The sequence below is a fragment of the Microbacterium proteolyticum genome (assembly GCF_030818075.1).
GTDB lineage: Bacteria > Actinomycetota > Actinomycetes > Actinomycetales > Microbacteriaceae > Microbacterium > Microbacterium proteolyticum_A.
This window is the reverse complement of the sequence record NZ_JAUSZZ010000001.1, coordinates 484,392-500,765: the sequence shown is the minus strand read 5'-3', so window position 1 is coordinate 500,765 and position 16,374 is coordinate 484,392. Positions and strand designations below refer to the sequence as shown.

Below are 16,374 nucleotides of genomic sequence, written 5' to 3'. Positions count from 1 at the left end.
GGTCACGCCGCGCCCTCCTGCAGCGTGCGCGCGAGCCCCTGGCGCACCCGCTCCGCGAGTACCACGCTCACGCCCCGCCGCCAGTCGGCACTGCCCAACGGGTCGGTGTAGAAGTCGTGCGCGGTGGCCACGGCATCCCGCAGCTCCCCGGCGCCGGGGATGCGACCGAATCGCAGCACGCGGGGTCGGCGCACCGCCGCCGTGACCACGAAGACCGCCGAGCCGTCGGGGTCGACTCGGGCGGTGACGACGGCACCCGATCGACCGAGCTCGGCCAGCGCGATCTTCTGCAGGCCCACCCGGGACGCGAGGGCGCGCGCCGGGACGTCGAGGGCGCGCACCACCTCGCCCGGGGCGAGGGAGGTCGCGGCGTTGTCGACGACGAGGTCGGCCACGGCGATTCGGCGCTCGCCGCCGTCGGGCGTCCACACCAGGGCCGTGGCATCCAGGGTCGAGAGCATCGCGATCATCGCTCCCGCCGCGAACGCCTGGCAGACGTTGCCGCCGACGGTGGCGGTGTTCCAGATCTTGAACGACGCCAGCAGCGCGTCGGCGGAGGGGCGGGCGAGGGCGAGCGAGGTCCAGGCCGCGGGCGCCTCGTGCTCGACCCACGCCAGCAGGCGCGCGATCGTGCAGGTCGCGCCGATGCGCAGCCCCTCGTCGGTGATCTCGATGTCGGGCCACTCGAGGGTGGTGAGGTCGACGAACCCCGTGGTTCCGGGCTGCGGCTCGCTCATCAGCCAGGTGCCGCCCGCCATGACGACTTCGCCGGGTGCGAGGGCGAGGTCGTCGCGCGTGCGCGCCGAGCGGAAAGAGGTGATCGTGGTGATGTCCATGCGTCAGCCCGCGACGATTCTGCCCGACCACCGACCGTTCTCGAGGCGGTAGTGCTGACGCGTGCTCTGCCCGAGCGGGTCGCCGCGCCAGAAGGCGAAGGTCACCGGACGCACGCGGAAGCCCACCCACCGCGGCGGAGGGGTCAACGTGGGGTGCGACTCGTCGAACTCGGCCCACAGGTGGTGTCGCTCCGTCTCGGGCAGACGGGCGTTCTCGTCGGTGTTGAGCCACGCGAGCAGTTGCAGGTAGCGCGAGCGCTGGGCGTAGGTCGCGGCCGCGTCGGCGGCGCTCACGCGCTCCACGATGCCGCGTACGACGAGCTGCCTGCTGAGGTCGGGCCAGGCGATCGACATCGCCGCGACCGGGTTGGCGGCGATCTGCGCGACCTTCGCGCTGGCGGAGTCGGTGTGGAAGTACAGACCCGTGTGGTCGCGGTCGCTCACGAGCACGTGCCGCAGTGAGGGGAGGCCGTCGCGCCCGATGGTGGCGAGCGACGCCAGCGGACGCAGCTCGCTGTCGTGCGGGGGCAGCCATTGCAGCATCAGGCCGAACGGGTCGTCGACGAGCGTGTGGATGTCGTCGACATCGGAGCCGAACGTGGTGCCTGCCGTGATCATGCCGACCTCCGGGGTTGCTGCGGGTATCGACGAGCGTACGGAGCGCGCGTTTCCGCAGTGTTGCCGCCACGAACATTCGCGGAAACACGCGCTTCCTACACTTCCCGACATGACCGTGCTGCCCGTCATCGCCGCGTGCCCCAAGCGCATGGAGTACGGGCCCTGCGGCGGCGTCGGCTTCGACGGCTCCTGCGAGATCGACGCCGATCATCGCTGCGCATTCCTCGCCCGCCCGACCGTGCCGTGGACGGGTGTCGACCGCGCGACCGTCCCGGCCGTCGCCGGCCGTACCGCCGCCGCGTCCGCCACCCTCGCTTCCCTCGGCACACGCCCGTGGGTGATCGCCGACCTCCCCGCGCGCGCGTTGAGCGTGGCATCCATCGACGCGTGCGCGGGCATCCTCGGCGGAGAAGTGGATGCCGTGCTCGCGGGCGACGCGGGGAGCGCGCGCGTGCAGTTCCCGCCCGCCTACCGCGCGCACCTGCTGCAGCGACGAGGGCTGCGCGTATGGACCGGGCTGAACATGCGCGACCGCAACCGCGTCGCGATCGAGGGCGAGCTGGCCGCCCTCGCCGTGGAGGGGGTGGCCGGGGTGCACTGCGTGACCGGGGACCACACCCGCACGGGGCACCGCCCGGACGCGGCGCCGGTGTTCGACCTCGACTCCACGGAGGCGACGGCGCTGGCCCGGGCGGCCGGGCACGTCGTGTCGGTCGCCGCGTCCCCCGCGGCCCCTCCCGTCGACCGACGGGCGGCGCGCCTGCGCGAGAAGCAGCGGGCGGGCGCCGACGTCTGCTTCGTCAACCACGCCGGTGGGGCGGGTGCGGTCGCCCGGTTCATCGACGAGGTGGGCGACGGCATCCGCTACATCCCGTGCGTGCCGGTCGTCGTCGACCACGCCTCCGCCGACCTGCTCGAGTCGTTCACGACGCTCGTGCTGCCGGACGGGTTCCTCGCCCGCGTGCGCGGAGCCCGCGACCCGCGCGCCGAGGGTATCGCCCTGGCCGTCGCGCTCGCCGAGGAGATGCTCGCGCTGCCGGGAGTCGTGGGCGTCAACCTCTCGGGCGGGCGCGACGGCGGCGAGGAGGCGTTCGCGGAGGCGCTGGCGGAGATCGCGCGGCGGTTGCGCTGACGGGCGGTTCCTCCCGGTCGAGCGACCCCTGCTCCGCGTGAGGTCAGAGGTCGTAGCCGAACGCCCACAGGTCGAGGAACCGCCCGGGCGCCACCTCGACCGGGTACTCGCGCTCGGGCATCCGTCGGAATCCGAGCTTCAGATAGAGCGCGTGCGCACCGAGCATCTCGGCGCCGCTGTTCATGACCACACGATCCGCGCCGCGCTCGCGCGCGAGGGCCATCACGTGCCGCGTCAGCGCCTCGCCGACTCCGCGCCCGCGGGCGGACGGGGCGACCGCGAGCTGGCGGAAGTCGAGCTCGCCCTCCTGTGCCAGCGGCGAGAGGCGCCCGCCGGGGCGGGGAACCCAGACGGTTCCCACCAGCTCGTCGCCGTCGAGCGCGACCCACACCTCGCCCTGCGCGACGCGGCCCTCGACATCGGCCAGCGACGCGAGGTACCCCTCGGTGAGGCCCTCGTAGCTGGTGCGATAGGCCTCCGCGGTCAGGCGTCCCGCCTCGGCGTGCTCGTCCGGAGCGACCGGGCGGATGGCGAGGGTGTCGGGGCGCGGCTCGTGGCCGGTGGCGAGCGAGGTGGTCATGGCATCCATTCGATCAGAATGTCGTGCGGTGCGGTGCGGTGCGGTGCGGTGCGGTGTTCTGGCGTCGTGTCGCGGCGTGGCCCCGGGGCGGTGGATGTGGCCCCGGGGCCACCTGCGGTAAGCGGGCGCGCGTTCTCTGCGGCGCGGTGTCGTGGCGTGGCCCCGGGGCGGTAGATGTGGCCCCGGGGTCACCTGCGGGTGAGCGGGCGCGCGTTTTCTGCCGCGCGGCGTCGCGGCGCGGTGTCGTGGCGTGGCCCCGGGGCGGTGGAAGTGGCCCCGGGGCCACCTGCGGTGAGCGGGCGCGCGGCTCGCGCTTCGTGCGGGCTTATGTCACCGCGCGGCGTCCAGCGGGTGGCCCCGGGGCGGTGGAAGTGGTCCCGGGGCCACCTGCGGGCAGGACGACAGTGGCCCGGGCCACCGGCGACGAGAACGACACGGCGCCCGGGCGAGCCCGCGTCGAACGCGGGTGCCCTACGGCTCGCGCGTGCGGCTCGGCGCGAAGCCGAAGTGCTGGCGGTAGGCCCGCGCGAAGCTGTCGGCGTCGAGGAAGCCCGACGCATGGCACGCCCACTGCACGCTCTCGCCCTGCTCGAGCAGCACGCGCGCGTGCTCCAGCCGGTGTCGACGGATCTCGGCGGCGGGCGAGGTTCCCGCCTCGGCGAAGATCGCCTGCACGGAGCGCACCGAGAGGTGGGCGTCGGCGGCCAGCGTCGTGGTGGAGAACAGCGGGTCGGTCATGCGCGACGCGATCGACCGCTTCATCTCGTGGAGGAGCCGTGCGCGCGTCTGCGCCCGGGTCTCGCGCGGTGCCGGTGCGAGACCAGCCGCGCCGCCCGCGGGCCCGCTCAGCGCCGCGAAGCTCAGCAGCACGTTGTCGGTGCCGGCCAGGGGCCGCGTCGACCAGCGCACCGGCCGGACGTCGCCGGCCTGCGTGACGAACCACTCCGAGGCGGCGACCGGCTGTTTCGCGTGGATGATCGGGCACTCGTGCTTCGGGTACGGCGACCCGTCGGGGCGATGACGGTGCAAGAGGTCGTGGCTCGCGCCGCCGAGCAGGTCGGTGCCGTGCCGGTGGCCGAGGAAGCGGGCGGCGGCGTCGTTGGCGAGAGCGACCCGTCCGCGCCCGTCGATCACCCAGAGGGGAAGCGGGGCATCGCGCAGCACGGTCGACAGAAACGTCGCGTCGTGCGGCATCCCGTCTGTGACCGCGTCCATGGCCACCACGGTAGGCGGCGTGTCGGCGCGCCCCTGTTGCCCGGTCGTTTCGTGCGTGTGAAGCCTGCCTCACCGTGCGCAGATCGTCGGGTGACATGCGGGAAAAGCCTGTGGACGGAGGTGCTCTCGCCTCGACAGTGGGCTTCACACCCGATCGGTGACCCGCCCGATCGCACGACTTCACGGAGATGGATATGACCGACTGGAATGCACGTCGCGACCACGCGACCGACACCGTCCGCAGGGCCGTCGCACGGTCCGAGCACTCGTGGGCAGACCTCGCAGCAGCGCTCGACCGCCCGCTGCTGTGGACCATCGCGGCGCTTCTCGGCTCGCACGCGCTGCCCGCCGACCTCGCCGCACAGGCCGGTGAGCTGCTCGCGCTCGACGACGAGACCGTCGCGACGCTGCAGGAGCAGCCCTACCGTGTGCGCGGCGACGAGCTGCGCGCCGACCCCACGATCTACCGCTTCTACGAGCTGCTCGGCGTCTACGGCCCGGCCCTCAAGGAGGCCATCCACGAAGAGTTCGGCGACGGCATCATGAGCGCGATCAATTGCAACGTCGAGATCGACCGCCGTGCCGACCCCGACGGTGACCGCGTGCGGATCGTCATCGACGGCAAGTTCCTGAAGTACCAGTGGTGACGGGGAAGAGGACACAGCAATGAGCTACGTAGCCCCGAAGGACTTCGCCGTCAAAATGATCGACGCCGGCCAGGCGAAGGTCTCGCTGTCGGCCCGTGACACCCTCATCCGCGCCTACATGGCCGGGGCGATCCTCGCCCTCGCCGCCGTGTTCGCCGTCACCATCAGCGTGCAGACCGGGTCGCCGTTGATCGGCGCCCTGCTGTTCCCCGTCGGCTTCGTCATGCTGTACCTGCTCGGTTTCGACCTGCTGACGGGCGTCTTCACCCTCGTTCCCCTCGCGTGGATCGACAAGCGGCCGGGGGTGACGCTCGGCAGCGTCCTGCGCAACTGGGGCCTGGTCTTCCTCGGCAACTTCGGCGGGGCGATCACCGTCGCCCTGCTCATGGCGATCGTCTTCACCTTCGGGTTCTCGTCCGACGTGAGCGAGGTCGGCAAGGCGATCGGACACATCGGCGAGGGGCGCACCGTCGGGTACGCCGAGCACGGCCTCGCCGGCATGCTGACCCTGTTCGTGCGCGGCGTGCTCTGCAACTGGATGGTCTCGACCGGCGTGGTCGGCGCCATGATGTCGACCAGCCTCCCGGGCAAGGTCATCGCCATGTGGATGCCGATCATGCTGTTCTTCTACATGGGCTTCGAGCACTCGGTCGTCAACATGTTCCTGTTCCCGATCGGCCTGATGCTCGGCGGTGACTTCACCATCGGCGACTACCTCATCTGGAACGAGATCCCGACCGTGCTCGGCAACCTCGTCGGCGGGCTCACCTTCGTGGGCCTGGTCATCTACGCGACGCACGCGAAGACGGCGCCCGCCCGCACGCTCCGGGTCAAGGCCCGCGTGTAAGGCACCGGCCGTCCCGGCGCGGATGCGGCCCCGGCGCGCGATGCGCGGGGCCGCTTTCGTGCGCGTGCCGAACTCCGGAGAAACATCGCGGCGCGAGCGGCGAAGCCCGCGTGAACCGGCGGCCCGTGCGACTTCTCCGGAGCTCGGCACGGGATGCCGCGACCGCCTCAGTGCATCAGCATCCCGCCGGTGACGTTGATGGCCTGACCCGTGAGGTATCCGCCGGCCGGCGACGCGAGGAAGTGCGTCACTCCCGCGACGTCCTCCGGCATCCCGAGCCGTCCGAGGGGAGACCTCGCGCTCCACGCGGCGATGTCCGCTTCGGACCGGGTGTCGGCGCCCATGTCGGTGAGCACGTACCCGGGGCACACGGCGTTGACGGTGACGCCGTGGCACCCCCACTCCTGCGCCCCGGCGCGGGTGAGGGCGACGACCGCGGCCTTCGAGGCGGCGTAGTGGGCCTCGCCGCCGCCGCCGAGCTTGGCGGCCATGCTGGCGATGTTGACGATCGCGCCGCCGCGCGCCTCGAGCATGACCGGGGCGACCGCCTGCATGGTGACGAGCGTGGCGCGGGCGTTGACGTCGAGCACGCGATCCCAGTCCTCGACCGTGATGTCGAGCAGGGGCACGTGCTGGAAGATCCCCGCGCAGTTCACCAGCACGTCGACACCGCCGAGTTCGGCGACGGCGTCGCCGATCGCGCGGCGCGTGTCGACCGGGTCGAGCAGGTCGACCGCGACGAACGTGGATGCCGACCCCTCGGCCGGTGCGCGACGATCCAGCACGACGACCCGGGCGCCGTCGGCGAGGAAGCGATCGACGATGGCGGCGCCGATGCCGCCGGATCCGCCCGTGACGATGACGCGCTGGAACATGAAACCTCTTCTCGGGGGGAGGGACGTCGGGTACGCCCCGGCCGCACGGTACGCCCGCGGGTGGACGGCCGGGCGACGGCGCTGTTTCGGTGACGTAACGCGCCGGGCGGGGCCCGCGCCTCGACCGGTGTTCGACGGACATGCCGCGAGGGAGGAGCCGGTACCGCGCGGCCGCCGTCCACGGGCCGTGGGCGTCGACGGTGCGGATGACGACGAAGCGCTGAGCCGCGAGGATCGTCGCCCCCCGCCCCCGCCCCCCGCCCCCCGCCGCCCGCCGCCCGCCGCCCCGCCCTCCGCCGCCCGCTGCCCGCTGCCCGCTGCCCGCTGCCCGCCGCTCACTGCCCGCCGCCCGCCGCCCGACGCCCGCCGCCCGCCGCTCACCGCCCGCTGCCCGCCGCCCGCCGTTCGGGAGAGGCCACGCGTCCATGGGCGAGGTGCCCGCGACGCCCGTGTTTCCGCGCGGTAACGCGTGCTCGGCGCGCGGCCGATCGCCCGCGCCGTGCCCGTACGCTCGCTCTCGGCGCCCGGCTCGTCCGGCCATCGGACCGACCGCGTGGCATCCGGCCGCCGTGGACGCGGAGACACCGGGCGGCGCCGTCACCGCGCCGAACGATCGACCCAGGAGAACCGTGAGCGACACCGTCCACCCCGCGATCACCGACCCCCACGTGCGGGCGCACCTCGCGCGGCTCGCCGCTCAGGCGGGCACGATCCCCTCGGGGGCGACGGATGCCGACGGCGACGACGCCGCGCGCATCGCCGAGCTGCGGGCGAATCCGTCGTGGGTGCGCCTGCCCGATGACGAGCACGTCGAGTCGATCGACACGGATGCCGAGGGCCTCGCCCTGCGCCTGTACCGCCCGCGCGCCGGGCACCGCGGCACCCTCGTCTTCGCCCACGGCGGCGGCTGGGTCGCCGGCAACCTCGACAACAACGACGCGCTGTGCCGCGCGCTCGCCGTCGCGACCGGCACGCAGGTGCTCAGCGTGGACTACCGACTCGCGCCCGAGCACCCCTTCCCCGCCGGCCTCGACGACCTGGACCGGGCGCTGCGCTTCGCCTCGGGCGGAGCGGGTGGGCTCATCGATCCCGCCCTCCTCGGCGTCGCGGGACACAGCGCCGGGGGCAACCTCGCCGCCGCACTCGCGTTGCGTTCGCGAGAGGGCCGGGCTCCCGGCATCCGGATCCAGGTTCTGCTGTGCCCCGTGCTCGACGCCCCCGACCTCGACCGGCCGAGCTACCGCGCCCACACCGACAACCTGCCCCTGACGGCGAAGGGCATGCGGTGGTACTGGGAGAAGTACCTCCGGGATGCCGACGTGTCGCCGCAGCGGTCCTTCTCTGTGCCGGAGCCCGACGCGGCCCGCGGGGTGGATGCGGGCGCCCCCGCGCCGAGAGCGGATGCCGGCGTCTCCGCGCCGGAGTCGGGGGCGCACTGGGGGGTGCATTCCGGCCACACGGTTGCGGGGGCGGGTGCGATGCCCGGGTCGGGCGCGGATGGCATCCCGATCGAGGCCGCTCCGCTGCGCTCGCCGGAGCTGACCGGCTCGGCTCCGGCGGTGATCGTCGCAGCCGCCGTCGACCCGCTCTCGGACGAGGCGGAGGAGTACGCCGAGAGGCTCACGGCATCCGGAGTCCCCGTCGACTTCGTGCGTCGGGCGGGCGTACCGCACCTGTTCCTGGTCTTCCCCTCGACCCCGGCCCGCGATGAGGTGCTCGCCGACATCGCGCCCGCCGTGCGTCGCGCGTTCGCCTGAAGTCTGCATCTCTCCGGCCCCGAGTGGCCGCGAACCGCCCCGGGTCCCCCGGTCCAGGCGCGTAGAAACTCACCAGGGCCGCCCCGCGCCCCGCGGCTTGTCCGCCCTCCGCCGGGGATGCGGCGGAGACGCGCCGGGGCGCTCGTCGCGGGATCGCAGTCGCTGCGGCCCCTGCAAACGACCTGCCGCACGCTCGGAACACTGCGGAAACACGCCATTGTTACCGTCATCAACATGTCGCTCCTGGTCACGAACGCACGCCTCATCACGGTCCCCGCGGGAACCGACGACCCCGGCTACATCGAGCGCGGCTACATGCTCGTGCAGGACGGGCGCATCGCCGCGATCGGCGCCGGCGACCCCGACCCGGGCGTCACCGCCGACGAGATCCTCGACGTCGACGGCAAGTTCGTCGCCCCCGGCTTCGTCTCGTCGCACAGCCACCTCTTCACGAGCGGCTCGCGCGGCCTCGGCGTCGATCAGACGCTCTACGGCTGGTGCACCTCGATGTTCAGCGTGCTCAACAACGCCTCGCCCGACCAGAGCTACTGGGCGACCCTGCACGGCTCGCTCGACTTCCTCGCCAACGGCGTGACCACGGCGTACAACTTCACCGATCCGCTCCTGCCCTGGGAGCCGATGGTCGAGGGCAAGCGCGCCGACGGCGGCGGCACCCTGCGCGACCACGCCTGGCACACCCGCCAGGCCGACGGATGCTACGACGCCGGGCTCCGCTTCGTCGACTCGATCGCCCTGGATGCCACCGTCGGCACCGACGACGAGATCTTCGCGCGCTTCGAGGCCTCCCTCGATCACGTGCTCGCGATGGACCCCGACATCGCCCTCGGCGCGTCGATCATGGGCCAGGTGCAGTGGTCGACGCGGCCCGACGCCGCCGAGATCGAGGTCGCCGTCATGGACCGCTTCGGCGTCACCAACCAGGCGCACTTCCTCGAGACCTACGAGGCGATCGAGCACCAGCAGACCAAGTTCCAGCTCTACAAGAACGCCGGAGCCCTCCGCCCGGGCATGATGTTCGGCCACTTCATCCAGACGACGCCGGAAATCATTCAGGATGCCGCCGCCGGCGGCGCCAGCATGTCGTGGCAGCCGGCGTCCAACGGGCGTCTCGCGTCGGGCATCGCCCACGTGCCCGAGATGCTCGATCTCGGCATGAAGGTCGGCATGGGCCTCGACGACCAGGCCTGCACCGATGTCGCCGACCCGTGGCAGAACATGCGCATGGGCATGTTCATGCAGCGCGCCCGCACCCACGACCCGTTGTCGATGATGCCCGAGCGAGTCCTTCGCCTCCACACCCTCGGCGGGGCGGAGATCATGGGCGTCGACGACCGCGTCGGCAGCCTCGAGGTGGGCAAGTTCGCCGACTTCGTGGTCGTCGACCCGCGGCTGCCCGACGTCGGGCCGCTGTGGAATCCCGTGCGCAGCTACGTCCTCGCCTGCGGTCTGCGCAACCTGCAGCAGGTCTACGTCGGCGGCAAGCTCGTCAACGAGAGCGGCGTCTCGACGAACCCGCTGGCGGTCGAGGCCTCGCGCGTGCTGCACGAGGAGCTGCCGGCCCTGGCGGAGGAGTTCGGCGTCATCCTCTGACCCGCTGACCGCCTCGGTCCACGGTCGCCGAGACCGGTTCGTCTCGCGAGCCGAACGGCGGAGTTCGTGCCCGCCACGCCGCCGGCCGACCCCGCGCGGCGTGCCGGCGCCGACGCCCGCCGTCGTGCCCGCTGCGGGCCCCGCGGTGTGGGCACGCGCGGCGAGCCCCGGGTCCCCGTGGCGTGGCACCCTGGCCACATGCGCAGAGAGATATCGGGGCTGGACGTGCACACCTCGCACGCCGACGTCGCCGGGCGGGACATCCTTCTGTGGCACCACGGCTCGCCGCAGACCGGGGCGATCCTGCCACCCGTCCACGCGGCTGCCGACGGCCGAGGGCTCGCTGTGGTCTCGGTCGCCCGTCCGGCGTATGCGGGGTCTGCGCGCATACCGGGTCGCACCGTCGCCGACGTCGCGACGGGCCTCCGGCCGGTGCTGGATGCGCTCGACGTGGCATCCGTGATCTCCGTCGGCGCATCCGGCGGGGGACCGCACGCGCTCGCGTGCGCTGTCGCCATGCCGGAGCGCGTCCGCGCGGTGGTCGCGTTCGCGTCCCCGGCGCCGTTCACCGGTGGCGACGCCTGGTTCGAGGGCATGCGGGCGCCCGGCGGCCTGCGAGCCGCGACCGAGGGGGAGCATGCCCGCCGACGCTTCGCGGAGACCGACGTGTTCGATCCCGCGCAATTCGTGGATGCCGATTTCGCGGCGCTCGAGGGGGAGTGGGCCGGGCTGGCACGCGACGCGGGCGCGGCCGAAGCCGACGGCCCCGACGGGCTCATCGACGACGACCTCGCTTTCACGCGGCCGTGGGGTTTCGATCTCGCCGATGTCACGGCATCCGTCCTTCTCGTGCAGGGCGAGCGCGACCGTGTGATTCCGCCCGCGCACGCGAGGATGCTCGCATCCGCGCTGCCGAGCGCCACCGTCGACCTGCACCCGGACGACGGCCACGTCTCGATCCTGCGTCACCTCGGCACGGCGCTCGATACCGCGACCGCTTGAGTGTCCAGAACACGCCGCGAACCCTTGCGCCGATGCGGCGTGTTCTGGACACTCAACGGTCTCGGCGCCGCCGCCGCCGCCGCAGCCGCAGCAGCGCCTCGCCCACCGCGGCGATGGCCGTGGCGCACACCAGCGAGACCGCGATGGTGATGAGCGCGGCGGCGGGGCCCGTGGCATCCAGGGCCGCTCCGGCGATGACGCCGCCGATGGGCACGCCGAGCGACATGGCCGCGGTCGGGTAGGCGAGGGTCTCGGTCACGCGGCCTTCGGGGGCGCGAGCGGATGCCACGAGGATCCCCGACACCATCACCGGCGACACCGTGAGTCCGAGCGCGAGGATCGCGACGAACAGCAGCGGAGCCGTTCCCTCGGCGAGCGGAAGCAGGAGCGCCACCGCTGCGGCGAGCCCCGCGAAGCCGATGAAGCGGGCGGCGGGCGACATCCGCCACGCCCTCGCACCCGTGATGATCGAGCCCACGGCGATGGCGCCGGCCAGCGCGCTGAACGCCGGTCCCGCGAGCCACGGCCGCTCGCTCAGCTCGGCCCAGCCCACCACGCCCACGTCGAACGCGCCGAAGACCCCGCCCAGCGCGATGCAGGCCAGGGCGATCGGCACCACCCCGAGGGGCGGGAGCACGAGGCGGCGCTGTGCGGGGCCGGGGCTCGGCGCCGGCTCCGTGCGCCGCTGCGACGCGAGCCAGACCCCGCCGATGACGCCCAAGGCCAATGAGCCGACCATCGCCACGGCCGGGTCGAGCGCGGCCGCCACCACGGTGATCACGGGCGGACCGCTGATGAACACCACTTGATCGGCGATCGTCTCCAGCGCCAGGGCCGCCCCGCGCTGCGACTCGGGCGCGAGCACGGTCCAGCGCGCCCGCACGGCCGAGGTGAGGTCGGGGGTGGCGGCGCCGGTCACGAACGCGGCGATGAGCCACGTCCAGAACGGCGCTCCCGCCAGCACGAGGGCGAGCAGGACGGATGCCGCGAGCACGAGGCATCCAAGGGACACCAGGATGACGCGACCCTGGCCGAACCGGTCCATGCGCGACGACCACAGCGGCGCGGCCACGGCCATGCCGACGACGAGGGGCGCCACCACGACACCCGCCGACGCGAAGCTGCCGGTCGCGGCCGACACGAGCAGGATGATGCCGAGCGAGAGCGTCGCGCGCGGGAAGCGGGCGAGGATCCCGGCGGCGACGAACCACCGCGCGCCGGGCAGGCGCAGCACCTGCCCGTACGCCCGGACGCCCTGCGCGGTGTCGGCCGCGGCGCTCACGAGCTCGCACCCCCGCGTGCACAGCTCCTGCGGATCGGCCGTTCAGACCGCTGCCCGGGGGTGGCAGGCCCTCGATGCAGGAGTTGTGCCGGGAGGCCCCGACGCTCCGGTCGCAGGGCACTGCGCGGCGCACAACTCCCGCGCGACGTCGTGTCGGCCCGGACGGACGAGCCCACGGGCTGCATCTGCAGGAGTTGTGTACCCCGCCGTGCGGGAATCACGCCGTGTAGTCGAATCGGCTGATCTCCTCGAGCGCCTCGACGACGAACGACACGCTCTTTTCGAACATCTTCGCGCCGGCCTCGGCGTTCGCCCCGGTCGGGTCGCCGAGCACGCCGGTGGGGCCGAAGTCGTTCGACAGCCAGCCGAAGGTCACGGGCTTGGAGTTGAAGCCGATGTGGCGGAACTCCCCGATGTGCGCGGGCACCGTGGCGTGGAATTTCGCGGGGTCGACGAGCTCGGGGCGCAGGTGCATGATCATGCTCGTCTCGCCGTAGCCGGCGTGAATGCCGGTGCCGTGCTCGTCGGGGGTCCCGTCGGTGCCATCGAACGAGGGCACGAGCGAGGCGGGCATGAAGAAGGTGCGCAGGCCGAAGCGGCGGCGCAGTTCCCGGTTCGCGACGTTCAGCAGCGCGACGTTGCCGCCGTGGCCGTTGACGAAGACCAGCGTGCGGGCGCGCGTGGTGAGGATCGATCGGCCGATGTCGACCACCGTCTGCAGCATCGTCTCGGGGGTCAGCCACAGGGTGCCCGGTGCCCACGAGTGCTCGTCCGACTTCGTGATCGACAGGGTCGGCAGCTGCCACACGTCGAGGCCCTGCTCGGCGGCGCGCGCGACGGCGGCCGTCGCCGCGGCCTCGGCCACGATGGCATCCGTCGCCAGGGGCAGGTGCGGACCGTGGTGCTCGATCGCGCCCGTGGGCAGCACGAGGATGGACTTCTCGGTGAGCGCCTCGGCCGCAGCCGGTCCGCTGAGCTCGGCGAGCAGGCGCGTCATCGGATCGCGCCCTTGCGCGGACCGTCGTACGACGGGTTGAGCTTGCCGGGGTTGAGCAGCCCGTTCGGGTCGGTGACGCGCGCGGTCTCCGCCGTCTGCTCGACGTTGAAGTCGACGTTCCACTGGTGCGGGTTGTGCACGCCGACCCCGATCGCGTTGAGGTCGGCGATGCCGCGGTACACGTCTTCTTCGCTGACGTAGGGCGCGGCGAGCATGCCGATGGGCCACTGCTTGGTCGACTCGATGTGCAGCTTGCCGCCCGGGAACACCGCCTCGACGGCCTCGATGTCGTCGGCCAGCGGGCTGCCGGCGACCTCCAGGTGGAACACCTCGTGCGGCTGGCTCTTCTGGTACCACTCGATGGGGTGGTTGTAGCTCAGCATCGAGATGCGGATGCTGGCCTGCGGCCCTTCGCGCACGGCCTCGACGCGGCCGCCGGCGCCCTCGACGATGGCGGTCACTTCCTCGATGAGGGAGGCGTCGATGATCGCGCGCAGGCTCGATCGGCCCTCGGGGATCGCCTCGTCGGCGGGGAGGGATGCCGAGATCTCGGGCCCGTCGCCGGAGACGAGACGCGGGGTGGGGTCGAGGTTGCCGATGGTCTGCAGCACCGAGAGCGTGCCGGCGAAGTCGGGGAAGCTGGCCCAGAGTCCGCGCCACTCGCGGAGCGGCTCGAGGCGGACGGTCGCGCGGACGATGACGCCCGCGGTGCCGTAGTTGTGCACGTACTTCTGGGCCTCGTCGCCCTCGACGTGGTGGATCTCGTCGCTGCCGTCGGCGTGCACGACGTCGAGCGCGGAGACGAAGCCGCGGTCGTTCGAGCCGTGCTCGATCGAGCCCGTGCCGCCGGAGCCGCCGGAGAGGAACCCGCCGATGGTCGATTGCGCGGTCGAGGGGTACATCCACAACGCCTGGCCACTCGCCCACGCGGCCTGTTCGAGCAGCACCATCGGTGTGCCGGCCTCGGCGGTGATGAAGCCGTCGCCGACCTCCACGATCGCCTTGGCGCGAGTGGTGTCGATGACGAGGCCGCCCTGCATCGGGATGCCCTGCCCGTAGTTGCCGGTGCCCTTGCCGCGCACGGTGATCGGAACACCGTGACGGGATGCCGCGGCGACGGCCGTGGCGATCTGCTCGGCGTTGCCGGCGAAGACGACGAGGTCGGCCAGACCCAGTGGGAGCTTCGCGGCGATGATCGGCGACATCGGCGAGCCGTCGACGCTCGCGCGCTCGCGCACGCGCGGTTCGGTGCTGACGGCGGCGGGGCCGAGCAGGTCGAGCAGTTCGTCTTCGAGGGAGAGGACGCGGGTGGCGGTGTCGCTCATGGGAATTTCTCCGGTGGAACGTGGGGGTGTGGATGCCGGTGGCGGAGGTGGCTGAGCCTGTCGACGTCACCGGGGTGATGCGGGGGTGCCGGTCCCTTCGACGGGCTCAGGGACCTGGGATGCGGGGGTGCCGGTCCCTTCGACGGGCTCAGGGATTTGGGGTGCGGGGGTGCCGGTGCCTTCGACGGGCTCAGGGATTTGGGGTGCGGGGGTGCCGGTGCCTTCGACGGGCTCAGGGATTTGGGGTGCGGGGGTGCCGGTCCCTTCGACGGGCTCAGGGACCTGCGGGGCCGAACGCTCAGGTGGGAGGCGGTGGCTGAGCCTGTCGAAGCCTCCGACGGGGTGACACCGGACAGCCCGGCCCGCATGAGGCGGACCGGGCCGGGGCGGTCAGAACCCGATCGAGGTGTCGATGAACTCGTTCGTGTACAGGTCTTCCGGGGTGTAGCCCGACGCGGGCGGGGTGCCCAGGTCGGTGTAGACCTTGCTCGCCTTCTCGAAGAAGTCCGCGAAGCGGGCGTCGTCGAAGTTGCCGTAGGTCGAGTCGGTGCCGTTGCCGACCAGGCCGAGGTCGACCTGCGTCTTGACGGAGTAGTCGGCGACGCCCTCGGTGTAGGTCCAGCCGGTGGCGTACTGGTCGACGAGGTCGAGGATGAGCGCGTTCGCCGCGGACGGGTCCTCGTAGTAGGCGACGCCGGCCTTCTGCAGCACGGGCACGAGCTTGGTCAGGCAGGGCGACAGCTCGTCGAACTGGTCGGCCTTGACCGACATCGACGACTGGTAGGTCTGCCAACCGGCGTCGTGGATCAGCGCGAAGTCGACGGGCTTGCCCCAGGCCGAGACCTCGTTCTCGTAGACGTACGGCTCGGCCGAGGCGAAGCCCTGCTGCATGTCCTTGCCGCCGGCGGCGACGAAGTTGGACGGCGTGCCGTCGTACGAGCCGTCGAGGATGGCGGCATCCGCGAGACCTGCGCTCTTGAGGTACTCGATGTAGGCCGAGCCGTCGAAGTAGCGCCACACGCCGCCGTTGGCCGTGAGGGCCCCCTTGACGTCATCGATCGTCTTGACGTCGGGGTAGGTGGTGGGGTCCCACATGACCATGGTCGGGCTGATGTCCAGCGGCGCCATGACGGCCTTGGTGGGCGTGGTGCCCGACAGCTGGATCGCCTCGTCGGTGCTGACGTAGCCGAGGGTGATCGCGTCGTCCTGGTACATCTGCGCCGAGACGGTCTGGAAGCCGATCGCAGGTCCCCCGGCGCGGATCTCGACGTTGACGCCGGTGAACTCGCCGTCCGACATCAGGGGGCCGCTGACGGCCTTGGTGTTGGCGTCGACCGTGTAGTCGTCCTTGAGCAGCTCGTAGAGGTGACCGTGCTCGGCCTCCGGGTTCCAGTCGGTCTGGATGACGATGGTGGAGGGGCAGTCGGCCGAGAGGTCGACGGAGCCGATCTCCATGTCGGCGGCGGTGGGCGCGGTCTCCGCGGCGCTGCCGGCGCAGGAGGTGAGGGTGAGGGCGATCGCGACGGCGCCGGTGACGGCGGTGCCGCGGACGAGGGTGGAGCGCTGCATGCTGGTTCGCTTTCTGTGACGAGGGTGTTCTCGGGTGCGGGTGTTTTCGGGTACGCCGGACACCGCCGCGCGCACGGCGCG

General features: G+C 72.5%; 15 protein-coding genes. 6 read left to right on the top strand and 9 right to left on the bottom strand.

The window, feature by feature from the left end:
* Positions 1 to 2: 2 nt before the first annotated feature.
* Both QE392_RS02395 and QE392_RS02390 read right to left on the bottom strand, forming a co-directional pair.
* Positions 3 to 836 (bottom strand): FAD binding domain-containing protein, encoded by an 834-nt coding sequence (locus QE392_RS02395; RefSeq protein ID WP_307447343.1) that lies wholly within the window; start codon positions 834 to 836, stop codon positions 3 to 5.
* Positions 837 to 839: 3 nt separating this feature from the next.
* Entirely contained in the window at positions 840 to 1,454 is a 615-nt protein-coding gene (locus QE392_RS02390) for a pyridoxamine 5'-phosphate oxidase family protein (protein WP_307447340.1), read from the bottom strand.
* Positions 1,455 to 1,563: 109 nt separating this feature from the next.
* On the opposite strand from QE392_RS02390, the gene QE392_RS02385 reads away from it, so the two are divergent.
* Positions 1,564 to 2,586 carry a methylenetetrahydrofolate reductase C-terminal domain-containing protein gene (locus QE392_RS02385; protein WP_307447338.1) on the top strand — a complete coding sequence of 341 codons (1,023 nt, stop codon included), beginning with the start codon at positions 1,564 to 1,566 and terminating at the stop codon, positions 2,584 to 2,586.
* A 43-nt stretch (positions 2,587 to 2,629) separates the two neighbouring features.
* On the opposite strand, the gene QE392_RS02380 is transcribed toward QE392_RS02385, so the two are convergent.
* A complete protein-coding gene (locus QE392_RS02380) occupies positions 2,630 to 3,166 on the bottom strand; it encodes a GNAT family N-acetyltransferase (RefSeq protein WP_307447335.1) in 537 nt (178 codons plus the stop codon).
* 471 nt (positions 3,167 to 3,637) lie between these two features.
* Positions 3,638 to 4,381: a helix-turn-helix transcriptional regulator gene (locus QE392_RS02375; protein WP_307447332.1), complete on the bottom strand. Its 744-nt coding sequence runs from the start codon at positions 4,379 to 4,381 to the stop codon at positions 3,638 to 3,640.
* Positions 4,382 to 4,575: 194 nt separating this feature from the next.
* On the opposite strand from QE392_RS02375, the gene cynS reads away from it, so the two are divergent.
* Together cynS and QE392_RS02365 are read left to right on the top strand one after the other, a co-directional pair.
* A complete protein-coding gene (gene cynS, locus QE392_RS02370) occupies positions 4,576 to 5,028 on the top strand; it encodes a cyanase (protein WP_307333552.1) in 453 nt (150 codons plus the stop codon).
* Positions 5,029 to 5,047: 19 nt separating this feature from the next.
* Complete coding sequence (locus tag QE392_RS02365) at positions 5,048 to 5,875, top strand: formate/nitrite transporter family protein (RefSeq protein ID WP_307447329.1); 828 nt, start codon at positions 5,048 to 5,050, stop codon at positions 5,873 to 5,875.
* Between the two features lie 167 nt (positions 5,876 to 6,042).
* Here the strand turns inward: QE392_RS02365 and QE392_RS02360 are convergent, their stop codons facing one another.
* On the bottom strand, positions 6,043 to 6,750 hold the full coding sequence (locus QE392_RS02360) for an SDR family NAD(P)-dependent oxidoreductase (RefSeq protein ID WP_307447326.1): 708 nt from the start codon (positions 6,748 to 6,750) through the stop codon (positions 6,043 to 6,045).
* 629 nt (positions 6,751 to 7,379) lie between these two features.
* Here QE392_RS02360 and QE392_RS02355 point away from each other — a divergent pair.
* The 3 genes from QE392_RS02355 to QE392_RS02345 all read left to right on the top strand — a co-directional run bounded on the left by QE392_RS02355 (position 7,380) and on the right by QE392_RS02345 (position 11,120).
* Positions 7,380 to 8,507 carry an alpha/beta hydrolase gene (locus QE392_RS02355; RefSeq protein ID WP_307447323.1) on the top strand — a complete coding sequence of 376 codons (1,128 nt, stop codon included), beginning with the start codon at positions 7,380 to 7,382 and terminating at the stop codon, positions 8,505 to 8,507.
* Between the two features lie 234 nt (positions 8,508 to 8,741).
* Positions 8,742 to 10,118 (top strand): amidohydrolase family protein, encoded by a 1,377-nt coding sequence (locus QE392_RS02350; RefSeq protein ID WP_307447320.1) that lies wholly within the window; start codon positions 8,742 to 8,744, stop codon positions 10,116 to 10,118.
* Between the two features lie 198 nt (positions 10,119 to 10,316).
* On the top strand, positions 10,317 to 11,120 hold the full coding sequence (locus tag QE392_RS02345; protein ID WP_307447316.1) for an alpha/beta fold hydrolase: 804 nt from the start codon (positions 10,317 to 10,319) through the stop codon (positions 11,118 to 11,120).
* A 52-nt stretch (positions 11,121 to 11,172) separates the two neighbouring features.
* Here QE392_RS02345 and QE392_RS02340 read toward each other — a convergent pair whose 3' ends face one another.
* From QE392_RS02340 to QE392_RS02325, 4 genes are all read right to left on the bottom strand, one after another.
* Positions 11,173 to 12,402: an MFS transporter gene (locus QE392_RS02340; RefSeq protein WP_307447313.1), complete on the bottom strand. Its 1,230-nt coding sequence runs from the start codon at positions 12,400 to 12,402 to the stop codon at positions 11,173 to 11,175.
* Positions 12,403 to 12,619: 217 nt separating this feature from the next.
* The gene (locus QE392_RS02335) at positions 12,620 to 13,399 is read right to left on the bottom strand and encodes a creatininase family protein (RefSeq protein WP_307447308.1); all 780 of its coding nucleotides are present in this window, start codon (positions 13,397 to 13,399) and stop codon (positions 12,620 to 12,622) included.
* The gene (locus QE392_RS02330) at positions 13,396 to 14,724 is read right to left on the bottom strand and encodes an FAD-binding oxidoreductase (protein WP_307447305.1); all 1,329 of its coding nucleotides are present in this window, start codon (positions 14,722 to 14,724) and stop codon (positions 13,396 to 13,398) included. The genes QE392_RS02335 and QE392_RS02330 overlap by 4 nt, the downstream gene beginning before the upstream one ends.
* Positions 14,725 to 15,114: 390 nt before the next feature.
* A complete protein-coding gene (locus tag QE392_RS02325) occupies positions 15,115 to 16,293 on the bottom strand; it encodes an ABC transporter substrate-binding protein (RefSeq protein ID WP_307447301.1) in 1,179 nt (392 codons plus the stop codon).
* Positions 16,294 to 16,374 lie beyond the last annotated feature (81 nt).